Origin of the sequence: Algibacter aquimarinus (assembly GCF_039543265.1) — a bacterium.
In the GTDB taxonomy this organism is placed as follows: Bacteria; Bacteroidota; Bacteroidia; order Flavobacteriales; family Flavobacteriaceae; genus Algibacter_B; species Algibacter_B aquimarinus.
This window is the reverse complement of the sequence record NZ_BAABJK010000009.1, coordinates 161,646-186,219: the sequence shown is the minus strand read 5'-3', so window position 1 is coordinate 186,219 and position 24,574 is coordinate 161,646. Positions and strand designations below refer to the sequence as shown.

Genomic DNA, 24,574 nt, shown 5'->3' with positions numbered 1-24,574 from the left:
GGTCAACTGTAGCTTTTTAAATTTATTAATAGTTGTATTTTTGAGTTTATACATTTGTTAATAATTATAGAGTTTGAAGGCATTAGTAATTTCAGGAGGAGGTAGTAAAGGAGCTTATGCAGGTGGTGTGGCGCAATATCTTATTCAAGAAGAAGGACAAGATTACGATATGTTTCTTGGCACCTCAACCGGAAGTTTGTTGGTGCCGCATTTAGCTGCAAATCAAATTGATAAAATTTACAATGTATTTACTAATGTTAACCAGAATAATATTTTTAGTATCAATCCTTTTAATATTCGTAAAAAAGGAAAAAGAGAGTTTGTTTCTGTAAACTTTTTTAACACCCTTGTTCAGTTTGCAAAACGTAAGAGAACATTTGGGGAAAGCAAATCGTTGAGGAGACATATAAAAAAACACTTCACTTTAGAGGAATATAATTTGATTAAAGCGACTAAAGACGATGTTGTTGTAACGGTATCAAATTTATCAAAGAATAGGGTGGAGTATAAGTCTATTAAAGATTTTAATTATGAAGAATTTTGTGATTGGATTTGGATTTCTTGCAACTACATACCGTTTATGTCTTTAGTAAAACGTAATGGTTTCGAGTATGCTGATGGAGGTTTAGGTTGCGTAGTGCCTATTAGAGAAGCTATTTTGCGTGGTGCAACCGAGGTAGATGCGATTGTTTTAGAATCTGAAAGTATGGAGTATAATAAGGTTTTAGGAAAAAATCCATTTTCACTAATGATAAACTTATTTGGTCACTTGTTAGATCAGGTTGAAAGAAATGATATTACTATTGGCAAATTAGCTGCAAAAAATAAAGATGTAAAGCTTAATCTGTATTATACACCTTCAAAACTCACAGAGAACTCTTTAATATTCAATAAAAACTTAATGACTTCTTGGTGGGAGCAAGGTTATAATTATGCTAAGGAAAAATGCGAACATGCCAGGTCTAACGAATTGCGACTAGATTAGTTTACCACATATCAGAAACTTCTTCTTTTATAAAAGATAATGCTGCATCACTAGGAGCACGGCGTTCCATCATTTCAGTTAATATGGTCTCTCTTAATTTATTAGCGGTATCTGTTTTTTCAGATAAATTTGCTTTCCTAATTAATTGAATAGTTGCATTTTTTGAAGCAGTTATAATGCTCCAGCATTTGTCGCTTACATATATTTGTTGCGACAAATTATGCTCAAATTCTTGTTCAATATTTTGTATAAGTAAAGATTCGTAATCTTCTTTATTTGAGGATATTGGGTTGATTCTAACTAATAATTTAGCAGGTGTAATACGCTCCAGAAACAATGCCATTCTTTCATAGGCTTGCAAGCGCAACGGCATAGCATTTACTTGCATATCTTTTTTTAATAAAAAGCGTCTACGACCATCTTCATTCTTAGTGTGTTCTTTAAAAAAATAATAGGCTATTAGTCCTGTAATTACAGTTGGTATAGCGTACAAAAATAAGTCGATGATTTTTACGGTTTCCATTAAATAAAAATTAGTTTTGGGGTTCATGTTTTTTAGTACCGCCTAAATATAAACATTCTTTTAAACTGTTCATGCCTTTAAAAGCGACAGGGGTCTTTTCATACATATAAGTTCTACTGAGATCTTTAGATAAGTTATGGTCATCTACATTAATTTCTATATCACTCATTTTAAGCTGGCAAGGGTGCTCGTAACCTGCGCCATGTGTAATTTCTATTAATTCTTTTTTAAAAGTTTTAAAATATTGTGCTAATCGTTCAGATTTTAATGTGGGGTCAATACCATTTTGTAACCATTTACTTTGTGTAGCTATTCCCGTAGGGCAGCGGTTTGTATGACAAATTTGTGCTTGAATACAACCAATACTCATCATAGCTTCACGAGCTACATTAATACAATCTGCTCCCATGGCAAAGGCCATAGCTGCTTTTGCAGGAAAACCTAATTTTCCACTGGCTACAAAAACAATACGTTCTGATAAATCTTTATCTTTAAATAGTTTATATAAATCGCTAAAACCATAAACCCACGGTAGCGAAACATGATCTGCAAAACTTGGTGGGGCAGCTCCGGTACCACCTTCTCCGCCATCAACAGTTATAAAATCGGGGCCTTTTCCAGTTTTTAGCATAATATCTGCTAGTTCTTTCCATTGGTCAAGTTTTCCTATTGCAGCTTTTATACCTACTGGTAAGCCTGTTTTTTCTGCTATTAATTCAATAAACTCTACCATTTCTGGAACGTTAGAAAACGCTTTGTGATTTGGAGGTGATAATACATCTTTACCTTCTTCAACACCTCGTATTTCTGCTATTTCTTTTGATATTTTAGAACCAGGTAATACACCACCTTTTCCCGGTTTTGCTCCTTGAGATAGTTTTATTTCTATAGCGCGAATAAATGGATTTTTTTCTACAAGTTTTATCATTTTTTCCATTGAGAAACCGCCATCATCGGTGCGAACTCCGAAATAACCAGTCCCGAAATGAAAAACAACATCGCCACCATGACTATGGTAAGGTGATAACCCGCCTTCACCAGTGTTATGGTATGCATCAGCAATTTTCACACCTTTGTTTAATGATTCAACAGCCTTAGCAGATAGTGAACCAAAACTCATTGCCGAAACATTTATAATAGAGGCAGGACGATAAGGTTTTTTTCGTTTGTTAAATTCACCCATTACTTTAGCACAAGGTAAAAATGATTTATCTGTAGTATTAGGATGGTTTTCTGGTAATTTAAAAGGCATCATTGCATTATTTATAAAAAAATGATGATGCGCATAAATATCTCTATCAGTTCCAAAACCTTCGTAATTATTTTCCTTTTTTGCAGAAGCATAAACCCAGCCACGTTCAATACGGTTAAAAGGGAGTTCCTCTCTATTATTAGCTACAAAATATTGACGCATTTCTGGACCAATACTTTCTAGCATGTAACGAATATGACCAACTAAAGGAAAATTATGAATTATAGTGTGTTTCTTTTGAAAAATATCACGAATAGCGACTAAAGCTAAAAAAATTAGTATCCAACACCACCAAGGGATATTAGATAAAAAACTTAAAATAGTATCCATTTTAATTGTTTAAAAAATCAAAAGTTATTTGAGTTAAGGTCTTTACGCCCAAAAGCATACCGCTTTCGTCAATTATAAAATCAGGAGTATGGTGCGGAAAAGCACCTTTTGATTCTTGGTCTGGTGACATGCCTCCTAAAAAGAAATAAATACCTGGTACAACCTCCTGGAAATATGAGAAATCTTCACCACCAGTGGTGGCTTTCATGGTTATAACATTTTCTTCACCTGCTACTTTCTTTAAAGTGGGTAGCATTTTATCTAATAATTCTGGATCATTATACGTGATGGACGTTTGGTTTCTAAATGAAATAGTAGCTTCACCACCATAAGCTTTAGCAATGGTTTCCGTCATTTCTTTCATCCGTCTTTCAATCATTGAGCGCATTTCAGGGTCTAATGTTCTTACAGTTCCAATTAATTGCGCGGTTTCTGGTATAATATTAAATCTCGTTCCTGCTGTTATTTTCCCTACGGTGATAACAGCTGCTTCGTTTGTTAATTTTGCTTCTCTGCTAATAATAGTTTGTAATCCATCAATAATTTTTGCTGAAATTAAAATAGGATCTACACCAGACCAAGGTTGCGATCCGTGTGTTTGTTTTCCTTTTACATCTATTACAAAACGTTCAACCGAAGCCATAATGCCTCCTTTTTTATACTTTAGAGTTCCAACAGGTGTGCCTGCATTAATATGTAATCCAAAAATAGCATCTACTTTTGGGTTTTCTAAAACACCTTCTTTAATCATAAGTTTGGCACCACCTTCTTCTCCTGGTGGTGGGCCTTCCTCAGCAGGTTGAAATATAAATTTTACAGTACCATTAATTTTATCCTTATTTTTAGAAAGTATCTCTGCAACTCCCATTAAAATTGCAGTATGTGTATCGTGTCCGCAGGCATGCATGACACCTGTTTCTGTATTCAAAAAAGTAGTTTTTACTACAGATTTAAACGGTAAATCGTTTCGTTCTGTTACGGGTAAAGCATCAATATCTGCTCTTAAAGCTATTACTTTTCCTGGGTTATTGCCTTTTAAAATCCCTACAACACCAGTTATAGCAATACCTGTTTGAACTTCCATTCCTAAAGACTTAAGGTGTGCTGCAATTTTTTCAGCAGTTTTAAATTCTTTATTTGATAATTCGGGATTTTGATGAAAATGACGTCGCCATTTGATAACTTTTTCTTCAATATCAATAAATTGTTGGTCTAAATTATTCTGCGAGTGGGTTGTAAAAGTTCCAAAGAAAACAAATACTAATAAGATGTATTTCATATTAAACGGATAGAAGTTTTAAAAAATTCAAGCCTAAAGATATTCAAAAATTAATTAAACCGTATAGATGTGCTAATTGTTTATAATTATTAATAATTCCACTTAATTAAAAGCATAACAATGGTTATTTTCACAACATAAAATGAAAATGAATTGGAAAAATATTTAAGTCAATTAAATGAAGCACAATTAGAGCCTACTTTACAAATTGAAGGCCCTATGATTGTGATTGCAGGTGCGGGATCTGGTAAAACACGTGTATTAACTTACCGGATTGCTTACATGATGAGTAAGGGAATTGATCCTTTTAATATTTTATCGCTAACCTTTACAAATAAAGCTGCTCGCGAAATGAAAGAGCGTATCGCTACTATTGTTGGTGCTAGTGAAGCTAAAAATTTGTGGATGGGTACGTTTCACTCAGTATTTGCCAGAATTTTACGAAGTGAAGCCGATAAATTAGGTTACCCAAGTAATTTTACTATTTATGATACGCAAGATTCTGATAGGTTGATTGCCTCAATCATTAAAGAAATGAATCTTGATAAAGATATTTATAAATATAAGCAAGTTCGCTCTCGAATTTCATCATATAAAAATAGTTTAATTACAGTACGGGCGTATTTTCAAAACCCTGAGTTGATTGAAGCTGATACGATGGCACGACGGCCCAGAATGGGTGATATCTACAAAGAATATGTTGAGCGCTGTTTTAAAGCAGGAGCTATGGATTTTGATGATTTATTGCTAAAAACCAATGAGTTACTTACACGTTTTCCTGAAGTTTTGGCTAAATATCAAAACCGATTTAAGTATATTTTAGTAGATGAGTATCAGGATACCAACCACTCACAGTATTTAATTGTTAGAGCTTTATCAGATAAGTTTCAAAACATTTGTGTGGTTGGAGATGATGCACAAAGTATTTATGCGTTTCGTGGAGCGAATATTAATAATATCCTTAATTTTCAAAAAGATTATGATGATGTAAAAGTATTTCGATTAGAACAAAATTACCGTTCTACAAAAAACATTGTAAATGCAGCAAATTCAATAATAGATAAAAACCAAACCAAGCTTGATAAAATTGTTTGGACGGCTAATGATGAAGGTGAAAAAATAAAAGTAAACCGATCATTAACTGACGGTGATGAAGGTCGCTATGTGGCGAGCACTATTTTTGAAACTAAGATGCAAAATCAATTAATGCATAGCGATTTTGCGGTGTTATATAGAACAAATGCACAATCTCGTGCTATTGAAGATGCGCTGCGTAAACGCGATATTCCTTATAGAATTTATGGAGGATTATCATTTTATCAACGCAAGGAAATTAAAGATGTTTTGTCTTATTTACGCTTAATAATTAATCCAGCAGATGAAGAAGCCTTAAAACGTATCATTAATTTTCCGCCTCGAGGTATTGGTCAAACAACAGTTGATAAACTCATTGTTTCAGCTAATGGTTATAACAAAACTATTTTTGAAGTAATGAAAAACATCGAAAAAACAGATGTTAAAGTTAACCGAGGTACCCAAACTAAACTTCAAGATTTTGTAACTCTTATAGAGAGTTACCAAGTGTTAAATCAAACTGCAGATGTTTTTGAATTAGCAGAACACGTTACCAGAACAAGTGGCTTAATTAAAGAATTTAATAAAGATGGCACACCAGAAGGTGTTACCAGAATGGAGAATATCGAAGAGCTTTTAAATGGTATGAAAGATTTTGTTGAAGGGCAAAAGGAAATAGCAGACACCACAGGCTCGTTAGCAGAATTTTTAGAAGATGTAGCTCTTGCAACAGATTTAGATGCGGATAAAGGCGATAGTAATCATGTGGCTTTAATGACTATACATTTAGCAAAAGGATTAGAATTTCCTTACGTTTATATTGTTGGTTTAGAGGAAGATTTATTTCCTAGCGCGATGAGTATGAATACGCGAAGCGAACTAGAGGAGGAGCGTCGTTTATTTTATGTTGCGTTAACCCGAGCAGAAAAACAAGCGTATTTAACTTATGCTTTGTCGCGTTACCGTTGGGGAAAATTAATAGATTCTGAACCTAGTCGTTTTATTGAAGAAATAGATGAACAATATTTAGATATTGTTACACCAACTGAAGAACGCCGATTTAATCCCATGCTTTCTGCTGATATTTTTGGTGATGTTGAACCTAATAAAATTAGATATAAACCAGCAAAGCAACCTACACTAAAAAAAGGGGCTACAAAAAAAGAGCCAACAAAATTTCAAGCTACAACGCCTAAAAACTTAAAACCTGTTGCTAAAACTAATGGAAACACAAATTTATTTGACAGCAAATTAGTAGTTGGTAATGTGGTAAAACATATTCGTTTTGGCACCGGAGAGGTTTTAAAAATTGAAGGGAAAGGAGCAGATATTAAAGCCGAAATTGATTTTCAGCATGGTGGTGTTAAAAAACTCTTGTTACGCTTTGCTAAATTAGAGGTTGTAGGTTAACACGTTTTGTTAAATAACCTTTTAATTTTTTTAAATTGTTAATAATTACCTAAACAGCGAGAGTTTATTTAAAAAATATCATCTAAATTTTAATAATCAAAAAATTAAATTTTATGAGAATTATTCTTTTAATATTATCAGTTTTAAGTTTTAGTTTAATTCATGCGCAACCTGGAGGCGGAGGTCAAGGAGGGCGTTCAATGGGTGGTCAGAATCGAGTTGGAGGTCATCAACAGCAACGTGAGGAAATGCCTGAATTTAATGCTTCTAAAGCAGCAGGAGTATTTAATTATGATATTGATGAGGCCGTAAAAAAAGTAAAACTGAAGACTAAAAAACATGAAGATTTAATTTTAGATACGCGCAAGGCAATTACAAAGTATAACAACGCCATAAACGAAATTGCTCTTTTAAACAAGGATAATTTTGATACGCTTAATGTATACATGAATAGTATTATGAAGTCTTTACGAGCTAGTCGTGGTGAGCAAACATCAGGAGATAACGATAGAACGCAACAACGTGGAAATAGAGGTGCTATGATGAAAATTAGAAAAATCGTTAATAAAAAAATTGAGCCTGTAAAAGCTGCTATTAAAGATGAAGAAATACAATTAAATGCAAATTTAAAACAGATATTTGACGAAAAGCAATATAACCTTTGGTTAAAATATCAGGAAAAAATTAAGAAAGACTTAATGCCTAAGCCAAGAGAAAATAATAATGGAGGTATGCAAAATAGAAGCCGAGGACAGGGAAATAGGCCTAATGGAGGCATGGGAATGCGTTAATATTATTTAACCATACAAACTGAATTGATGTTTCCTTCTCCATCATATTCTTTAACGCTATTATTTGGGTCTGCAATCCATTTTCCGTCAACAATAAATTTGTAATGATGTTTTCCACCTGATAGCGGGATTACATATTTCCAACCATAATCCATTTTGCGCATAACAAATTCGTTTTCATTCCAATTGTTAAAGGAACCAGTTGGTTAGCTCTTTGACTTTCATAAAAATCGGAAAAGTGAACTTTGTTTAATATCATATTGGCCGAACCTGTATCAATAATAAAATTTCCTTTCTTATTTAAAAGTTCAGCTTCAACAACTATCAGGTGATCTATTAATTTAAACGGAATACGAGTTGTATATTCATTTAAAACTTCAGCTTTAGTAAATAAAATAGGATTAGTTTTTATATCTGCTGCGTGTGTAGATATGTAAATAGAAGAAAATAATATGATATAAAATAGCCGTTTTATATACAGAATAGACTAATTTAATACAGATTTGTTACATGATTTAACTTTAGATATTTATTTATGAAAACTTTAGGTTTATTTTAATAAACTAAGAATCTATAAATTGATTAAACATTTTTCTTTATTTCTTAATCATAATAAAAATAATATTTACTTTGTAAAAGACTAAGTAACTATAACTTTATGGCTGAGTTTATTAAAATATACGAAGAAAACCCAAACCCGAAAGCGGTTGAAAAAGTTGTAGCTGTTTTAAAGCGAGGCGGACTTATAATTTATCCAACAGATACCGTTTATGGTTTAGGTTGTGATATTACAAACATAAAGGCCTTAGAACGCGTTGCAAGAATTAAGCAAATTAAACTAGAGAAGGCAAATTTCTCATTTGTTTGTCATGACTTAAGTAATTTAAGTGATTACGTAAAGCAAATAGATACAACCACTTTTAAGATATTAAAACGAGCGCTTCCAGGTGCCTATACTTTTATTCTTCCCGGGTCAAAATCATTACCAAATCCTTTTAAAAAGAAAAAAACGGTTGGTATTCGTGTACCAAATAATAACATCGCTTTAGATATTGTAAAAAGGCTAGGAAACCCAATTATATCCACTTCAATTCATGATGAAGATGAGGTTTTAGAGTATACAACAGATCCTGAACTAATTTTAGAAAAATGGTATGATTTGGTTGATTTAGTTATTGATGGTGGTTATGGAGGTAATGAGCCTTCAACAGTTATTGATTTATCTGATAATGAACCCATAGTTATTAGAGAAGGCAAGGGAGATTTAGAGATATTTTAACCTTTATTTAAAGTAAGTTGCGAAGCATTTTTACAGCAGTTTCTGCAGTGATATCTCTTTGCGGAGAACCAAACATTTCATAGCCAACCATAAATTTTTTAACCGAAGCACTTCTTAATAAAGGAGGATAAAAACTCATGTGCCAATGCCAGTGGTTATTTTCATTCCCATCAGTTGGTGCTTGATGTATACCACTTGAATAAGGAAAAGATGTGTTAAATAATTTGTCATATCCTTTTGTTAAAACAGCAATAGCTTCTCCGTATTTTAGTGTTTCATCATTTGTCATTTTAAGAATGTTTGCCATATGCCTTTTCGGAACAATCATTACCTCAAAAGGCCATATAGCCCAAAATGGTATTAAAACGACAAAGGCATCATTTTCATAAATTATACGTTCTTGTTTTTCTAATTCTTGAGTTAAATAATCGCCTAATAAACTGCTTTTGTTTTTATTATAATAATTTAATTGTTGTGTATTTTTTTTATCTACCTCGTTTGGTAATGTTGATTGGCTCCATATTTGCCCATGAGGATGCGGATTACTACAACCCATAACAGCTCCTTTGTTTTCAAAAATTTGTACGTAATTAATATTTGGGTTTTCTGCTAAAGTTTTATATTCTTTTTGCCACGCCAAAACCACTTTTTGTATGTCTTTGGCATTCATATCTGCCAAACTCTTTGAATGGTCTGGGCTAAAACAAATTACTTTACAAATACCTGTTTCGCTTTCTGCAATTAATAGGGCATCATTAATAGAGAATGTTGGTGAATCGCTCTGGAGTGCTGCAAAATCATTGGTAAATACAAAAACATCATCATATTTAGGGTTTACTTCTCCATTTATTCTTGTGTTTCCTGCACATAAATAACATGTTTCATCGTAAGAAGAACGTTTTTCGTTATTTACAGCTTCATTTTGTCCTTGCCACGGTCGTTTAGCACGGTGAGGAGATACTAAAACCCACTCTCCAGTTAATATATTAAAGCGTTTATGCGAATAATCTTGTAAATCTGTATTCTCCATGATCAATTTAGTTAAGCATTATTATTTTACTATATGTGTACCGTCTGAAAGCTCGATAAAATAGACAGAACATGTTTTATCAAACTTATTTTGGTATGCTTTTGATGCTGTTTTGGCAAAGGCTTCAGCTTCTTTTTTGGCAATTAAATTAATAGTGCAACCACCAAAACCACCACCCATCATTCTAGCACCAAGGACATGTTTGTTTTTCTTTGCTTGTTCTACTAGAAAATCTAATTCATCACAACTTACTTTGTATTGATTAGATAAACCTTCATGAGATTGATATATTAGGGAGCCTAGAGTTTCTAGGTCATTATTTTCAATTGCTTTTGCAGCTTTAACTGTTCTTAAATTTTCTTGAATTACATACAATGCTTTTTGATAATTAACAGGAATCACCTTGTCTATAATGGTTTCTAAATCAGCTTCTGTAGCGTCTCTTAATGCTTTAATTCCTAGCATTTCTGAAATCCTTTCACATGCAGAACGTCTGTCGTTATAAGCGCTATCAGATAAACTATGTTTTACATTGGTGTTAATTAACATCAATTGATGGTCTTTAAAATCAATTTTATATGGTTTAGATTTTACAGTTCTACAATCTAAATGTAAAGCGTGGTCTTTTACTCCAAACATACTTGCGTATTGGTCCATAATTCCGCAATTAACACCAACATAGTTGTGCTCTGCTTTTTGAGAAATTAGAATCATATCATGTTTAGAAAGTCCTAATTCGAACAGTTCATTTAATCCAAAAACAACACTATTTTCAAGTGCTGCAGAGGATGACATGCCTGCACCACCTGGAATATTACCTTTGAAAATGATATTAAAATCGCCTACAATTTTATTTCTATTCTGAATTTCAGCAACCACACCAAATAGATAGTTTTCCCAATTACCCTCGGTGGAAGGTTTTAGTTTATTAAGTTCGAATTCAATTGTACTATCCAAATCTAAAGCTACAGCTGTACAACTTCCAGAGTCACTTTTTTGAATAGCAGCAGCAATACCTTTATCTACAGCTGCTGGAAAAACAAAACCATCATTATAATCGGTGTGTTCTCCAATTATATTTATTCTACCTGGAGAAAAAATCAATAAAGGTTCTGTTTTGAATTTTTTGACAAATGTTTTCTTTACGTCTTTTATTAATTCTGCACTCATAACTAGTTATAATTTATTAGCTTATTTTTAATGTCCAAATGACGTTGTATGATGCCTCTGCTTCTAAAACTTTTAGGCCTATTTGATTATTAAAACTGTCAGAAACACCAGTTGTAGGCTCAATGGCAATAGTGTTTTTCTTTGGGGGTGTATAAATTTGCAGGAAATTATTATCTGCTGAGGCACTAAACTGTAAATTGTATTTTGGAGTTTTAAAAATGACTTTGTCATCATTTAATATCCAGCAATCGTCAAGTTGTTTGTCTTTTATTTCTAAAGCACTATTGTCTTTTATATTAGCAATGCCTGTTGTAATATTGCGATCTCCAAGTTCTATTTTTTCATCACTTATAAACTCTATAGTGCTATTAAAGAGGTTGTTACTTGTAAAATAAGGATGCCAACCTAGTGTAAAAGGAAACGCTTTTTTACTAGTATTCATTGCAGTTATTTCTAAACTTACAGAGTTTAAAGAAAAAGTGTAATCGGCTCTTAACTTATAAGTAAATGGAAAACCAATTGAAGGTTTGTTCTCAATATATTCTAATGAAACCTTGGCATATTTTTCATTAACCTCTTGTTTGATTATTTCAAAAGTTTTATTGTAAACAAAACCATGTATGGCATTTTCCTCTTGTTTATGATTTTTTGTAAGTTGAAATACTTCATTATTAAATTTATACTTTCCATCTTTTATTCTATTTGCAAATGGAAATAAAATTGAAGACGCATAAGTATTAGAATAACTAAGCGGGCTTAAATCTTGGATTATTTTATGATTATTAAGTGTTAGCTCTTGTAAGCTAGCTCCAGCATCTAAATAGATTTTTCCAAAAATAGATTTTTCAGTATGTTCTATTATTAGGGAGTTGCCTTCTTTTTGATGTTTAATTGTATACAATTTAATTTTTTTAAAGTGAGTTTCTAATTATTAAGTTATTAGGATTTTCTATTTGCTCAATTTTTTCATTTAAAACCATTTCTGCAAGACTACTTCCCATTTCAGAAAAATTTGTAGAAATTGTGGTTATTCCTCCTTCTACTATTTCTTTTAGTAGGGTGTCATTATATGAAATAATGCCTATGTCTTCAGATAGAATAAGTTTATTAGTTTTCATTTTTTTTATGATTCTTAATAAGTTTTTATCGTCTGGAATAACATATAATTCTCCTTTTTTGGGAATTTTATGAGTTAAAGAATGTAATACTTCACAGGATAAATTTTTGTCTTTGCAAAACTTAAGAAAGCCTTCAAGCATACCTTGAGGTTGTTTGTCTTCAGAAAACACAAGTAGTAATTTTTTATACCTGTATATTTCATTAAATGCTTTGTTTAAGCTGTTATAAATATCTTTTTTAAAATTTTGATATATCCCGGGATAAGACATTAAATCCTCAGGCATTTGATCCAGAATATAGACTTTATCATTAGGTATTTTTTTTAAAATACTAGAGGTGTTTTTTAAATTCGCAGGCATGATAATATACTGGTTGTAGTCGCCAATATTATTTTCTAGAATATTTTTAAAAACATTAAAATTAAAATGATGGAAATAAATATCTACTTGAATATTTTCATCTAATCTATTTATAAATGCGCTATATAAATCTTCTTTAAACGAATTAAGCTCGTCAAATAATAAGAATATTTTTTTCTTTATGTTAATATTTTCACTTTTAACATAATAGCCTTTACCCACAATAGATTGTATTATTCCTCTATTCTTAAGCTCGTTAAAAGCCACTAAAACAGTATCTCTAGAAAGGTTATGTTCTTCTTTAATAGTATTTATAGATGGTATTTGATCTCCTTTTTTTAAAACACCACGTATAATTGCTTTTTCAATTGAAAAAACTATTTGTTGATATTTAGGAACGCCCTTTTTCTTGTTTATACTGATCATAATAATACAAATATATAAAAAAACCAACCAGTAGGTACTAGTAGGTTTTTACTTTTTTAACTATATTTTTTTTATTGTATATATTTGATTTTTTTAATTGGTAACCAAACTAAATATTTTTTTATGACAGAAGGTTTTGAAATGTGGGACTATATAATTTTTGTAGCCTATGCAATTTTAATCTTAGGAGTAGGTTTATGGGTGTCTCGAGACAAGAAAGGACATCAAAAAAATGCCGAAGATTATTTTTTAGCTAGTAAATCTTTGCCATGGTGGGCTATTGGAGCATCTTTAATTGCGGCAAACATTTCGGCTGAACAATTTATAGGTATGTCTGGTTCAGGATTTGCATCAGGTTTAGCAATAGCTTCTTACGAGTGGATGGCTGCCATAACTTTAATAATAGTTGGGAAGTACTTTCTGCCAATTTTTATAGAAAAAGGACTGTATACTATTCCAGAATTTGTAGAAAAACGTTATTCAACAAACTTAAAAACTATTTTGGCTGTTTTTTGGATTGCTTTATATGTTTTTGTCAATTTAACTACAGTACTTTATTTGGGTGCTTTAGCTTTGGAAACTATAATGGGCATTAAACTAATATATGGTGTTATAGGCTTAGCCATGTTTGCTGCTGCTTATTCATTATATGGTGGGCTATCGGCTGTGGCTTGGACAGATGTTATTCAAGTTATTTTCTTGGTTTTAGGAGGTTTAATTACAACTTATCTAGCATTAAATACTGTATCTGGAGGTGAAGGTTTTATCTCTGGCTTAACCACTGTTTTCGAAACTGTACCAGAACGTTTTGAAATGATACTTGATAAAGCTAATCCAGAATATGCTAACTTACCTGGGATAGGGGTTTTAGTTGGCGGTATGTGGGTTGCAAATCTTTATTATTGGGGTTTTAATCAATATATTATACAAAGAACTTTAGCGGCTAAATCTCTTAAAGAAGCGCAAAAAGGTATTTTGTTTGCTGCTATTTTAAAATTGATTATTCCGTTAATAGTTGTAATTCCTGGAATTGCTGCTTACGTTATGATAAATGACCCAGAAATCATGGCAAGATTAGGCGATGTGGCTTCAAATAATTTACCATCGTTAGAAAAAGCAGATAAAGCTTATCCATGGTTGTTACAGTTTTTGCCAACAGGTCTTAAAGGAGTGGCCTTTGCAGCATTAGCAGCAGCAATTGTATCGTCCTTAGCATCTATGTTAAATTCAACATCTACCATATTTACTATGGATATTTACAAGCAATATATTAATAAAGACGCCGGAGATAAAGCAACAGTAAATATGGGAAGAATTTCTGCATTTATTGCTTTAGTAATCGCGTGTATTGTGGCTCCTTTATTAGGAAACTTAGATCAAGCATTTCAGTTTATACAAGAGTATACAGGTATTGTTAGTCCTGGTATTTTAGCAGTTTTCTTATTAGGGCTATTTTGGAAAAAAACAACAAACAAAGCTGCAATTATTGGTGCTTTAGCTTCTATTCCGATAGCTATGTATTTTAAAGTAGCCCCTAAAGGGTGGTCTAATTCATCTTTCTTTGTAGATGTTCCTTTTATGGATCAAATGGGATATACTTTGCTTTTAACTATGGGAGTAATTGGTGCGTTTAGCTATATACAACATAAAGGTGCTGATGATGAAAAAGGAATTACAATTACAAAAGCGTTGTTTAAAACAAGTCCGTTATTCAATATCGGGTCTTTTGCAGTAATGATTGTTTTAGTTGCTCTTTATGCGTTGTTTTGGTAATGATACATTATTAAAAATAAAACTTTAACTGTTTAAATATAAAATTAGTGAAAATTAAAATACAACTTTTTGAATCACATTTTGGGTACTGTGACAAAAAGTTGTATTTATAAAATAATCCTCAAAATTAAAACCCCTCAGTTTTAAGTTGCTTAGGCAGCACCACGTTTCTGTTTTGCTGCTTTCTTGTTATTAACAACTTCTACATGATATAATTTAGCATTAATCCATGTAGTAGTTCGAATAAGCTTATTGACTTTATCAATATTATCTAATTCGTTGAATATATAGTATACCTTAAGTTCGTCATCCCATTCAAAATAATCTTCTAGTTCTTGCAATAATATTTTTACTGCTCTTAAAGAACGAAAATGTATTACAATGCACCTTTTGTTATCAATAGTGTGGTGCTTTAATTTTATACTTTGAGGGATTTTCATAATTAATATTTAATCAAAACTAGACCTTAATTATAATAAAATCGTATATTAAACGCATATTAAACGTATAATGTACTTTTAATTTTAAATTATGGTAAGAATAGTTAACACTTGTAAGTGCTGTGGTAAAGATTTGGAAGGGAGGTCTGATAAAAAATTTTGTGACCCTTATTGTAAAAGTTCCTATCATTATCAAAAGGGGATAACAGAATCTCCTAGATTTTATAATAGAGTAGATAATCAGTTAAAACTTAATCGTAGATTATTAAAAAACTATAACAAAGCCGGTAAAGCAACTATAAGATCTGAACAGCTTATTAGTGAGGGGTTTAATCCAAATTTTTTCACTCATTATTGGAAGAATAATAAAGGAGATGTTTACTTATTTGTTTATGAATTCGGTTTTTTGAGTAAGATTGAACATGGAGTTAAAAAATATATTTTAATTAAATGGCAAGGGTATATGGAAAAATAGATTGTTATATTGTATGAGTAACCTGAAATAAAAAAACCTCTTGGAAATCAAGAGGTTTTTTAAAGAGTTGCGGAGAAAGAGGGATTCGAACCCCCGGAGGTGTGACCCTCAACAGTTTTCAAGACTGCCGCATTCGACCACTCTGCCATTTCTCCAGTTGAGTCTCATCAAGCTATTTGCCTGAATGCGGGTGCAAATATAACGTCCTTTTTCATTCTATTCAAATAAAAACTTAACTTTTTATCAATAAATTTTATGCATATACCAATGCACATATTTTATATATCAATACCCTAAAAAGAAAATTTCAAACCTTATTTTTGCATAAATTTATTCTGAGGTAATGAACACAATAAAACAGCTTGAATGGCGATACGCAACAAAAAAATTTGATGCTAACAAAACACTTTCAAAAGCTAAATTAGAAATTTTAACACAAGCTTTTAATTTAACTGCAACTTCATTTGGTCTGCAAACAATTAAACTTGTTGTTATTGAAGATAAAGAAATTAGAGAGCCGCTAGTAAAAGCCTCTTACAACCAAAAACAAGTTTTAGATGCATCTCATTTATTAGTTATTTGTATCCAAGATAATGTTGTTGATGCTGATGTAAATAGTTACTACGATAATATAAAAGAGACCCGTAAAACTCCAGACGATATTTTAAAGCCATTCAGAGAAGATTTGATTAAAATGATGGCAACTAAGTCTGTACAAGAACGTCAACAATGGTCAACCAATCAAGCTTATATATCACTTGGAAATTTAATGACAGTTTGTGCTATTGAAGGTATAGATGCCTGCCCAATGGAAGGTTTTGTCCCAGCAAAGTTCGACGAAATTCTTAAATTAGAAGAGAAAGGATTAAAATCAGTATTACTTCTGCCAGTTGGTTATCGGGCAGAAGATGATATGTTTTCAGAATTCAAAAAAGTTAGAAAACCTATAGAAGAAGCAGTTATAACATTATAAGTTATTTGAGAGTTTAGGTAGGAGTTTAGTACTCCTTAATATTCTGTAATTAAAAATAACATTAGTTTTAATATAACTGAAATCTTAAAAATTAAAAGTATCTAATTCAATATTAAAAAATAAAATATGCCAGGATTTGAATTGTTTGGAGATTTAGAACGAAAAGAAGTAAATGATGTATTAAACAATGGTGTACTTATGCGTTACGGTTTTGACGGTATGCGAAATGGCCATTGGAAAGCCAAAGAGCTAGAATTAGAATTGCAAAATACTTTTCAATCTAAACACGTTCAGTTAGTATCTAGTGGTACAGCAGCAGTATCTGTAGCTTTAGCAGCAGCAGGTGTTGGAGCAGGAGATGAGGTTATTATGCCAACCTTTACATTTGTTGCGAGTTTTGAAGCTATTATGATGTTAGGAGCTACTCCCATTTTAGTTGATATTGACGATACATTAGGGCTAAGTCCAGAAGCCGTAGAAAAAGCCATTACACCAAAAACAAAAGCCATTATGGTGGTGCAAATGTGTGGAAGTATGGCGAATATGGATGCTTTAGAAACTATTTCAAATAAGCATAATATACTATTAATCGAGGATGCGTGTCAAGCCATTGGTGGAACTTATAACGGGAAACCTCTAGGAAGTATAGGAGATTTAGGATGTTTTTCATTCGATTTTGTAAAAACCATAACCTGTGGAGAAGGAGGTGCAGTAATTACAAATAATAAAGAATATTATATAAATGCAGACCATTACAGCGACCATGGACACGATCATGTTGGAAACGATAGAGGAGCTGAAACACACCCGTTTTTAGGTTATAATTTTAGAATATCAGAGCTTCACGCAGCAGTAGGCTTAGCACAAGTAAGGCGTTTGCCAAAATTTTTAGAAATTCAAAAACGAAACTTAAATATTCTTCAAGCTGCTTTACAGGAAATTCCAGAGGTTACTTTCAGAACTATACCAAAGGGTGGCGAAGAAAGTGGAGCCTTTTTTAATTTCTTTCTGCCAGATTTAGAAATAGTAAACAAAGTCACAAAAGCTTTTCAAGAAAATGGAATTGATGCATTTTGGAATTATTACAATAATAGTTGGCACTACATAAGAGAATGGCATCATCTTAAAGATTTAAAATCACTCTATCCAATTTCAGCTGAACTGATAAAAGGTTTAGAGTACTTGAAAACTAAAGATTTTTCTAAATCCGACCATTACATATCCAGAAATATATCATGCTTAATAAAGCTTTCTTGGACTGAAGAAGAGGTGCATGATAGGGCAAATAAAATGGCAGATATTATAAAATCAGTAGTTTTAAATAAATAACTTCAATATGTTTAAAAAGGTATTATTTATTAGTTTTTGTTTGCTATCAGTTTTTAGTTTTAGTCAGAATAGAAAACCTCATGTTATAAAATTGTTACCTAATAAAGATGCTCCAGTTAAAGCAGTAGATTTCTATGTTTCAGAGGTTTTAGACAACAGAATTTATAAAGACAATATTGGAATAGCACAAAAAGGCATATTTAATAAAAAAGTACTTTCAGTTTTTAGCAAGCCGTTTGAAGAAGAAATATTAAATTATTTAAATAGTGTATTTCCTCAAAAATCTGAAAAACAATCAGTTACTATAAGAATAAATCAACTTTTAATTTCTGAAAATACGGGAGCATTCAAAGAAACAGGTAAAGCAACAATAAACCTTGACGTTCTTCAAAAAATAGATGATGATTATTTTTTATTAGGAAGTTATTCTGCTTACAGAGAAAAAAATAGTGCAGATGTTACAGGTAAACATGATGATAGAATAAGAAGCATTTTATCAGATTGCATGCAGCAGTTTCAATTTCATTTTAAGTTTGAAAAAGAAAACATTAACCCAAGGCTCATTTCTATAAAAACCAAAGCAAAACCAGCAATTTTTGATGAAGATATTAAGGAAGGTTTTTTTAAAACGTTTAATGAATTATACAATAACACTCCTTTTTTAGATAATAGTATAAAGTTCAAGAATAAAGAAAACCGTTTAGATAAATTATATCTTAGTGATATAGATCATAAACGTGCTTTATATTATGCCTATCATGATGGGGAATATATTTTTTTAAATGCAAGTAGTTTTTCAGGTGAGAAACATTTTGTAAAAACAGAGACAGTAGATAGGTTTTTATTATTTAATGATGCTTTTGTTAATCAGGATGATGCAATTGGTATGTCAATGGCGTTTGGCGTTCTAGGTATTTTAGCCTCTAATAGAAAATCTCACGTACTTCTTGACTTATATACTGGTCAGTTCCATATTCTAAAGGAAAATAAAATAAAGGTTTTATTACGTAATCATCGAGAACTTTATGAAGTTTACAAAAAAAGTAGAGATGATATTTCTGTGATGAAAGATATTCTAGAAACACTTTTTAATAAAGAAGAAGTTGCAGAATTAAGGATGGCACTTAAAAGTTGAAAACTTTTTGTTTTTATTGTCATTGTATGGTTTTTGTTGTGGCAATCTTTTTTTTTCAAATATTCAGAATAACTATAATTGTAATCGAGATTATTAATCCAATACTAAAGATTAATAATTCCCTTTTGCAAAAACAGTTACTATGAAATTACATTACACATTTCTTTTATTCTTTACAATCACATCTATAACTTTCGCTCAAGAACCCGCAACGTTTACTGTTGAAGCTCCTGCAGGTACTCAAAGCGTTAGAATGACGGGCAATTTCTGGTCATGGAATCCCACTGGAGGACCTGTAGCCACAAATAATGGCGATAATACTTGGACGGTAACTTTATTTGCAGGAGGTGGTGAATCGCAATCTGATATGGAATATAAATGGGTGATTGTTGGTGCAGATAATGTAAGTAATCCAATAACTGAAGACTTAATCCCTATTGCGCGAGCTGATGGATGTTCAGGAAAAATTGATTCAGGAGAATTGTTAACAGATAAGTTGACTTTTGCAAATCGATTTTTTGAAGCTTCTGGAAGTGACGATGATAAATTAGATGTGTATAATAGCTGTGGTCCATATACGATTGATATGGTATATGATGAATTGGTATGGTCTGATGAGTTTAATTCTCCTGGAAAATCAGCCATTAACTCTACAAATTGGTTTCACCAAACACTTCTACCAGTAAATGATATGAACGGAGATCCATGTTGTTGGTTTAATGGTGAAGAACAACATTATACAAATCGGATTGAAAACTCTTTTGAAGAAAGTGGGAACTTAAATATTGTAGCAATAAAAGAAACATTTTCTGATCCAAATCAGGGTGGAGCATCTAGAGATTATACTTCAGCGAGACTAAATTCGAAGTTTGCCTTTACTTATGGTAGAGTAGATGTAAGAGCAAAATTACCTAGTGGTAACGGTACTTGGCCTGCAATTTGGACTTTAGGTAAAAATATTAACGAAGATGGTGGTTTTTGGGATTCTAGTTTTGGTACAACAGGTTGGCCAGCTTGTGGTGAGATAGATATTATGGAACACGGTTTAGGAGCAGTAAACAATACATCTAGTGCACTACATACACCTTGTTTTGAGTGTTTTGGCGCTACTAAAAATTACGTTTCTCAAGAAATAAGTGATGTATCTAATAATTTTCATATATATTCAGTTATATGGTCTCCAAACCAGATGACATTTTTAGTGGATAATAAAATATTTTATATTTATAATCCGCCTATTAAAGATGCTAGTACATGGCCTTTCGATAAGGACCAATATATCCTTCTAAATGTCGCAATGGGTGGTGTTGCTGGTACAATTGATCCTGGATTTACTCAAAGTGCTATGCAGATAGATTATGTTCGTGTTTTTCAAGACTCTGCCTTAAGCAATGAAGAAATTAAAAGTGATGAGTTTAAGATTTACCCAAACCCAACAGATAATCTGATTAACATAAAGTCAAAAAGAAATATTGATTCGGTTGAGCTTTATGATATTTTTGGAAAGCTTATTTTATTGCAATCAGAGCAATTTGAATCTATTAATGTTGAAAACCTAAATTCCGGATTATATCTTATAAAAATCTATTCGGAGGGTACAAAAACTGTTAAAAAGGTAGTTATAAATTAATACTTAACATAATCTACAATTTCTAGACCATAACCAATTAAACCAACGCGTTTGGTTTGTTCGGTATTAGAAATTAATTTGAGTTTGTGGATGTTTAAATCGTGAAGTATTTGTGCACCAATTCCAAAGTCTCTAGTATCCATATTAATTCTAGGTGCTTTGGTTATATTATTTTCTTTTTGATTCTCTTTAAGAAACGATAGTCTACTTAATATATTCATAGATTGTGCTTCTTGGTTTATAAATATAATAGCACCTTTCCCTTCATCATTAATAACCTTAAACATATCATCAAGTTGCTTATCTACATTGTTGGTAAGTGTTCCTAAAATATCATTATTAATAAGGGTAGAGTTTATTCTGGTAAGAACTTCTTCTTCGTCTTTCCAAGTGCCTTTAGTTAATGCAATATGTACTTGATTATTGGTGGTTTGTTTGTATGCTCTTAGTCTAAAACTCCCAAAACGTGTTTCAATTTGAAAGTCTTCTTTTTTCTCAATCAATGAGTCATGTTGCATTCTGTAAGCGACTAAATCTTCAATTGAAACAATTTTCAAATCTAGTTTTTTTGCTACTTCAATTAATTCCGGTAAGCGTGCCATAGAACCATCTTCATTCATTATTTCAACAATAACTCCTGCAGGTTCTAAACCAGCTAGTCGCGCAAAATCTATAGCAGCTTCTGTGTGTCCTGTTCTACGTAAAACACCACCTTCTTTGGCTACTAAAGGAAATATATGTCCTGGTCTAGCTAATTCAAAAGGTTTTGTAGATGAGTCTATAAGAGCTTTTACTGTTTTAGCTCTGTCGCTTGCAGAAATACCAGTAGTAACACCATTTCCCCTTAAATCTACTGAAACTGTAAAAGCAGTCTCCATTGGGTCTGTGTTATTGCGAACCATCATATTTAGTTCAAGCTCTTTACAACGGTTTTCTGTAAGTGGAGCACAAATAAGACCTCTGCCATGAGTTGCCATAAAGTTTATCATTTCTGGTGTTACTTTATCGGCAGCAGCTAAAAAATCACCTTCATTTTCGCGATTTTCATCATCAACTACAATAATTACCTTGCCATTTCTTATATCTTCAATAGCATCGTGTATTGTATTCAATTTAAATTGCGATGTTGCAGTTTTTGTCATGGTTTCTATCATCATTTTGCAAAGATATTGCTATTTTAAAGAATCTAAACAATTTTGTTTTAAGTCTTCTTTTATTTTGATGCTAAAGAATGGATAAACAAACATGTATAAAGGGAATCCTAAAATTATATATATTATGCTTTTCTGCTTTTCTTTCTTATTTATATGCTCGTAAAATTTGAAAGAACTCATTATAGATTTAATGTAATAAAAGATATAAATTGAGAATGATACAATGCTAACTTTTATAGATATTGATGCTAATGAAGGTAATTTGTTGTTTTTAAACACAAAAAATAATATCAATAAAAACAAGCCTATTAAATATAATATTAGAGCAAGTTTAGATTGTTTTTTGTAGTTTGAAATAATTTTTTCTGAAGTAATATAGTCTTCGTTTATTTCTAATTCTGTTTTAGATAATTCCTCTATTGAAATGCCTCTTTGCTTTAATGTTTTTATAGATTCAAAACGAACAGCCTCATCATGTCCCAAGGTGTCGTAATTTTTAATAACATCAACTAACTCATCTTTTTTGTAGGATGCTAAAAACTTATAATCAACATTATCTGCTAACTTAATATTTAATGCTTTTTTTAGAGGTTCTATAATATTACCAACTTCAAATAAACCTCTATCGGCAGTTGCACGTTTAGTTAAATAAATTCCTAGAGGAAGCATTACTAGAGTTGAAAACCAACTTGCTAATACAGGATTAAATTCACCATTTTTAGCACTATTTGTAGCAAAAATACCTATAAAGTGATAAGATAGAAACAGCAAAATAGCAATTACCATAGGTAACCCAATACCTCCTTTGCGAATTAAAGCGCCTAATGGTGCGCCAACAAAAAACAAAATGATACAGGCAATAGCCAAGGCAAACTTTTCATGAAATGAAATAATATGTTTGTTAAAGGTTGTTTTTGTTATTTTGTATGCAGCTATTCTTTGGGTTAAAACTTGCTTAGAACTAGTAATTGCTCTTAATGCATCATCAATCAATTTAGACTTCTTTTTAGTATCTAGAATATCTAATATGTTGCCTTTAAAAACAGAGTCATTTTCTGTTTCTAAATCTGTTTTTTTGCCATATTTTGCAAAACTCGAGCGTTGAAATAAATTTCTCGCTACACTTTTTTGATCTTTCTGTTGCTTATCAATTAATGAATCCATCATTTTATCTAAGCCAACAACATCAAGCATACTATACTTATCTGTTTGCGATTTTTCATCAAAATCAACATTATTAAAATCAGATAAATCTATATTCATTATATATTTTTCAAAAGTACTTTTTGCAAAAGGTTTTTTATTTCTGCTTTTTAAACTTTTTGGTATAATATCTTCGTAATAGTTTCCGTCAAATAATATAAGTTGCAGAATATCAGAGTCTTTCTTGTTTTTTAGCTCTCCATTATTAGCTACAATAGTTTTAGTGTTTTTACCATTTGGAGTTTTAATATGTATAACAACGTCTTTTAATAATCTATCATTGTCACCACTTTTTTCAGAAACTTTGATATTAAAATTATTACCAATTGGGTTAAATTGTCCTTCTGCAATAGCAGCGGATGGTTTTGTGTTTTTAATATTTATTCTAAGATTAAGCGAGTTGTATTCCGCCCACGGAATAACGTTATTAGAAAAGAAAAAAGTTGTTACACCTAGTAATACAATAAAAAGACTTAAACCTGTCATGGCTCTTTGTAGAGAAATACCGGTAGATTTCATGGCTGCAAACTCATAGTTTTCAGCAAAACTACCAAATACCATAATGGAGGAGAGTAGTATTGTAAGTGGTAGAACTAACGGAATTAGTTTAGGCATAAAGTATGCTAAAAATTTGGCAATAATAATAGGGTCCAAATCTTTACCCGCTAATTCTTTAATGTACAGCCAAACGGTTTGTAAAATAAAAATCAGCATGAGTATAATAAACACGCTGAAAAAAGTTTTAAGGTATGTAGTTAGTATGTAACGGTCTAATATTTTCACACGTTAAGCCTTAGTCTAATTTATTGATGTAAAAATCTTTGTATTTATTGGCATCAAAGGTAAATAAGGTTTTTGATAAAGGCTCGTTTGTTTTAAAAGAATTAACAGTTAACGTAGTTTTGGTATTGTTTTTTCCAATTTGAATTAAATTGTAAATATGTTTTGTGTTGGCATCAATACCCAAAAGAATTTCTCCTAATTCTGAATTAGAATCTATTGGTGTTAATTTAACATACTGAATTTTTCTGCCGGCAATATTCTGTTGAATATCCATATTGTATGTGTATCCATCTTCATAAAAAGATAACATTTTACTTGGCGTGATAGCATCCTCCTCATTATCGTTTTCTGAAGAAATTGTTACTTCTTCATCTTCGGGACTAATGCTATACATGGTTTTTCCATCAAATAATCTGGTAATACCTAGAATATTTAATTTGTATTTATCACCTTGCAGAATAACATCTCCCTTGGTTTCTTGTTTAATATTTTCAGAAGTGTTTTCTAAAACATATTTAAAATCAATTGAAATATTATCATAATTTTTTACTTTTTCAGAAACTTCATTTAATAAGTCTTTTGCTTTGTTTTGAGAAAAGGCATTAAATGATAATGCAATGAATAATATGAATATTGTTTTTTTCATTTTAAA

At 31.4% G+C, this 24,574-nt stretch carries 21 protein-coding genes, 1 tRNA gene and 1 pseudogene; 10 read left to right on the top strand and 13 right to left on the bottom strand.

Annotated elements, in window-relative coordinates; all coding sequences use genetic code 11:
* Positions 1 to 73 precede the first annotated feature (73 nt).
* Complete coding sequence (locus ABD939_RS13325; protein ID WP_345169627.1) at positions 74 to 985, top strand: patatin-like phospholipase family protein; 912 nt, start codon at positions 74 to 76, stop codon at positions 983 to 985.
* Between the two features lies 1 nt (position 986).
* On the opposite strand, the gene ABD939_RS13320 is transcribed toward ABD939_RS13325, so the two are convergent.
* The 3 genes from ABD939_RS13320 to ABD939_RS13310 are packed head-to-tail and all read right to left on the bottom strand — an operon-like array spanning position 987 to position 4,369.
* Positions 987 to 1,508 (bottom strand): DUF7935 family protein, encoded by a 522-nt coding sequence (locus tag ABD939_RS13320; RefSeq protein ID WP_345169624.1) that lies wholly within the window; start codon positions 1,506 to 1,508, stop codon positions 987 to 989.
* A 10-nt stretch (positions 1,509 to 1,518) separates the two neighbouring features.
* Positions 1,519 to 3,090 carry an FMN-binding glutamate synthase family protein gene (locus ABD939_RS13315; RefSeq protein ID WP_345169622.1) on the bottom strand — a complete coding sequence of 524 codons (1,572 nt, stop codon included), beginning with the start codon at positions 3,088 to 3,090 and terminating at the stop codon, positions 1,519 to 1,521.
* A gap of 1 nt (position 3,091) precedes the next feature.
* Entirely contained in the window at positions 3,092 to 4,369 is a 1,278-nt protein-coding gene (locus ABD939_RS13310; RefSeq protein WP_345169619.1) for an amidohydrolase, read from the bottom strand.
* Positions 4,370 to 4,522: 153 nt separating this feature from the next.
* On the opposite strand from ABD939_RS13310, the gene ABD939_RS13305 reads away from it, so the two are divergent.
* On the top strand, positions 4,523 to 6,853 hold the full coding sequence (locus ABD939_RS13305; RefSeq protein WP_345169616.1) for an ATP-dependent helicase: 2,331 nt from the start codon (positions 4,523 to 4,525) through the stop codon (positions 6,851 to 6,853).
* A 113-nt stretch (positions 6,854 to 6,966) separates the two neighbouring features.
* Positions 6,967 to 7,644, top strand: a complete 678-nt coding sequence (locus ABD939_RS13300) for a hypothetical protein (protein WP_345169614.1) — start codon at positions 6,967 to 6,969, stop codon at positions 7,642 to 7,644.
* A 2-nt stretch (positions 7,645 to 7,646) separates the two neighbouring features.
* Here the strand turns inward: ABD939_RS13300 and ABD939_RS13295 are convergent.
* Positions 7,647 to 7,835 (bottom strand): annotated as a pseudogene (locus tag ABD939_RS13295) (glycogen-binding domain-containing protein); the annotation flags it as partial.
* A 467-nt stretch (positions 7,836 to 8,302) separates the two neighbouring features.
* Here ABD939_RS13295 and ABD939_RS13290 point away from each other — a divergent pair.
* A complete protein-coding gene (locus tag ABD939_RS13290; protein WP_345169611.1) occupies positions 8,303 to 8,923 on the top strand; it encodes an L-threonylcarbamoyladenylate synthase in 621 nt (206 codons plus the stop codon).
* Between the two features lie 7 nt (positions 8,924 to 8,930).
* On the opposite strand, the gene ABD939_RS13285 is transcribed toward ABD939_RS13290, so the two are convergent.
* From ABD939_RS13285 to ABD939_RS13270, 4 genes are read right to left on the bottom strand one after another with little or no spacing between them, the layout of a single operon-like run.
* Positions 8,931 to 9,953: a UDP-glucose--hexose-1-phosphate uridylyltransferase gene (locus ABD939_RS13285; RefSeq protein WP_345169608.1), complete on the bottom strand. Its 1,023-nt coding sequence runs from the start codon at positions 9,951 to 9,953 to the stop codon at positions 8,931 to 8,933.
* Positions 9,954 to 9,974: 21 nt separating this feature from the next.
* Complete coding sequence (gene galK, locus ABD939_RS13280) at positions 9,975 to 11,123, bottom strand: galactokinase (protein WP_345169605.1); 1,149 nt, start codon at positions 11,121 to 11,123, stop codon at positions 9,975 to 9,977.
* A gap of 16 nt (positions 11,124 to 11,139) precedes the next feature.
* A complete protein-coding gene (locus ABD939_RS13275) occupies positions 11,140 to 12,024 on the bottom strand; it encodes an aldose 1-epimerase (protein ID WP_345169601.1) in 885 nt (294 codons plus the stop codon).
* Between the two features lie 10 nt (positions 12,025 to 12,034).
* A complete protein-coding gene (locus ABD939_RS13270; RefSeq protein WP_345169598.1) occupies positions 12,035 to 13,027 on the bottom strand; it encodes a GntR family transcriptional regulator in 993 nt (330 codons plus the stop codon).
* A 123-nt stretch (positions 13,028 to 13,150) separates the two neighbouring features.
* Here ABD939_RS13270 and ABD939_RS13265 point away from each other — a divergent pair, with 123 nt between their 5' ends.
* Positions 13,151 to 14,800 carry a sodium/sugar symporter gene (locus tag ABD939_RS13265; protein WP_345169595.1) on the top strand — a complete coding sequence of 550 codons (1,650 nt, stop codon included), beginning with the start codon at positions 13,151 to 13,153 and terminating at the stop codon, positions 14,798 to 14,800.
* A gap of 152 nt (positions 14,801 to 14,952) precedes the next feature.
* Here the strand turns inward: ABD939_RS13265 and ABD939_RS13260 are convergent, their stop codons facing one another.
* Positions 14,953 to 15,240, bottom strand: a complete 288-nt coding sequence (locus ABD939_RS13260; RefSeq protein ID WP_345169592.1) for a hypothetical protein — start codon at positions 15,238 to 15,240, stop codon at positions 14,953 to 14,955.
* 91 nt (positions 15,241 to 15,331) lie between these two features.
* Between ABD939_RS13260 and ABD939_RS13255 the strand changes: the two genes are divergently transcribed.
* Positions 15,332 to 15,715, top strand: a complete 384-nt coding sequence (locus ABD939_RS13255) for a hypothetical protein (protein WP_345169589.1) — start codon at positions 15,332 to 15,334, stop codon at positions 15,713 to 15,715.
* Positions 15,716 to 15,785: 70 nt separating this feature from the next.
* Here the strand turns inward: ABD939_RS13255 and ABD939_RS13250 are convergent.
* Positions 15,786 to 15,870 (bottom strand) — tRNA-Ser (locus tag ABD939_RS13250).
* Between the two features lie 188 nt (positions 15,871 to 16,058).
* Between ABD939_RS13250 and ABD939_RS13245 the strand changes: the two genes are divergently transcribed.
* The 4 genes from ABD939_RS13245 (at position 16,059) to ABD939_RS13230 (ending at position 20,782) form a co-directional block, all read left to right on the top strand.
* Positions 16,059 to 16,688 (top strand): NAD(P)H-dependent oxidoreductase, encoded by a 630-nt coding sequence (locus ABD939_RS13245; protein ID WP_345169586.1) that lies wholly within the window; start codon positions 16,059 to 16,061, stop codon positions 16,686 to 16,688.
* A 126-nt stretch (positions 16,689 to 16,814) separates the two neighbouring features.
* Positions 16,815 to 18,017, top strand: coding sequence for a DegT/DnrJ/EryC1/StrS family aminotransferase (locus ABD939_RS13240; RefSeq protein WP_345169583.1), 1,203 nt, complete (start codon positions 16,815 to 16,817; stop codon positions 18,015 to 18,017).
* 7 nt (positions 18,018 to 18,024) lie between these two features.
* Positions 18,025 to 19,152, top strand: a complete 1,128-nt coding sequence (locus ABD939_RS13235; RefSeq protein WP_345169579.1) for a hypothetical protein — start codon at positions 18,025 to 18,027, stop codon at positions 19,150 to 19,152.
* A 142-nt stretch (positions 19,153 to 19,294) separates the two neighbouring features.
* Positions 19,295 to 20,782, top strand: coding sequence for a family 16 glycosylhydrolase (locus ABD939_RS13230; protein ID WP_345169577.1), 1,488 nt, complete (start codon positions 19,295 to 19,297; stop codon positions 20,780 to 20,782).
* Here the strand turns inward: ABD939_RS13230 and ribB are convergent.
* The 3 genes from ribB to lolA1 all read right to left on the bottom strand — a co-directional run bounded on the left by ribB (position 20,779) and on the right by lolA1 (position 24,568).
* On the bottom strand, positions 20,779 to 21,924 hold the full coding sequence (gene ribB / locus ABD939_RS13225) for a 3,4-dihydroxy-2-butanone-4-phosphate synthase (protein WP_345169572.1): 1,146 nt from the start codon (positions 21,922 to 21,924) through the stop codon (positions 20,779 to 20,781). The genes ABD939_RS13230 and ribB overlap by 4 nt on opposite strands.
* 30 nt (positions 21,925 to 21,954) lie before the next feature.
* The gene (locus ABD939_RS13220; protein WP_425550292.1) at positions 21,955 to 23,853 is read right to left on the bottom strand and encodes an LptF/LptG family permease; all 1,899 of its coding nucleotides are present in this window, start codon (positions 23,851 to 23,853) and stop codon (positions 21,955 to 21,957) included.
* A gap of 79 nt (positions 23,854 to 23,932) precedes the next feature.
* On the bottom strand, positions 23,933 to 24,568 hold the full coding sequence (lolA1, locus tag ABD939_RS13215) for an outer membrane lipoprotein periplasmic chaperone LolA1 (protein WP_345169566.1): 636 nt from the start codon (positions 24,566 to 24,568) through the stop codon (positions 23,933 to 23,935).
* Between the last annotated feature and the right edge of the window lie 6 nt (positions 24,569 to 24,574).

Excerpts from the sequence above, each read along its gene's own strand:
- ABD939_RS13320 (WP_345169624.1), bottom strand. The coding sequence starts at position 1,508 with ATGGAAACCGTAAAAATCATCGACTTATTTTTGTACGCTATACCAACT.
- ABD939_RS13315 (WP_345169622.1), bottom strand. The coding sequence starts at position 3,090 with ATGGATACTATTTTAAGTTTTTTATCTAATATCCCTTGGTGGTGTTGG.
- ABD939_RS13310 (WP_345169619.1), bottom strand. The coding sequence starts at position 4,369 with ATGAAATACATCTTATTAGTATTTGTTTTCTTTGGAACTTTTACAACC.
- ABD939_RS13300 (WP_345169614.1), top strand. The coding sequence starts at position 6,967 with ATGAGAATTATTCTTTTAATATTATCAGTTTTAAGTTTTAGTTTAATT.
- ABD939_RS13290 (WP_345169611.1), top strand. The coding sequence starts at position 8,303 with ATGGCTGAGTTTATTAAAATATACGAAGAAAACCCAAACCCGAAAGCG.
- ABD939_RS13285 (WP_345169608.1), bottom strand. The coding sequence starts at position 9,953 with ATGGAGAATACAGATTTACAAGATTATTCGCATAAACGCTTTAATATA.
- galK (WP_345169605.1), bottom strand. The coding sequence starts at position 11,123 with ATGAGTGCAGAATTAATAAAAGACGTAAAGAAAACATTTGTCAAAAAA.
- ABD939_RS13270 (WP_345169598.1), bottom strand. The coding sequence starts at position 13,027 with ATGATCAGTATAAACAAGAAAAAGGGCGTTCCTAAATATCAACAAATA.
- ABD939_RS13265 (WP_345169595.1), top strand. The coding sequence starts at position 13,151 with ATGACAGAAGGTTTTGAAATGTGGGACTATATAATTTTTGTAGCCTAT.
- ABD939_RS13260 (WP_345169592.1), bottom strand. The coding sequence starts at position 15,240 with ATGAAAATCCCTCAAAGTATAAAATTAAAGCACCACACTATTGATAAC.
- ABD939_RS13255 (WP_345169589.1), top strand. The coding sequence starts at position 15,332 with ATGGTAAGAATAGTTAACACTTGTAAGTGCTGTGGTAAAGATTTGGAA.
- ABD939_RS13245 (WP_345169586.1), top strand. The coding sequence starts at position 16,059 with ATGAACACAATAAAACAGCTTGAATGGCGATACGCAACAAAAAAATTT.
- ABD939_RS13240 (WP_345169583.1), top strand. The coding sequence starts at position 16,815 with ATGCCAGGATTTGAATTGTTTGGAGATTTAGAACGAAAAGAAGTAAAT.
- ABD939_RS13235 (WP_345169579.1), top strand. The coding sequence starts at position 18,025 with ATGTTTAAAAAGGTATTATTTATTAGTTTTTGTTTGCTATCAGTTTTT.
- ABD939_RS13230 (WP_345169577.1), top strand. The coding sequence starts at position 19,295 with ATGAAATTACATTACACATTTCTTTTATTCTTTACAATCACATCTATA.
- ribB (WP_345169572.1), bottom strand. The coding sequence starts at position 21,924 with ATGACAAAAACTGCAACATCGCAATTTAAATTGAATACAATACACGAT.
- ABD939_RS13220 (WP_425550292.1), bottom strand. The coding sequence starts at position 23,853 with ATGCTGATTTTTATTTTACAAACCGTTTGGCTGTACATTAAAGAATTA.
- lolA1 (WP_345169566.1), bottom strand. The coding sequence starts at position 24,568 with ATGAAAAAAACAATATTCATATTATTCATTGCATTATCATTTAATGCC.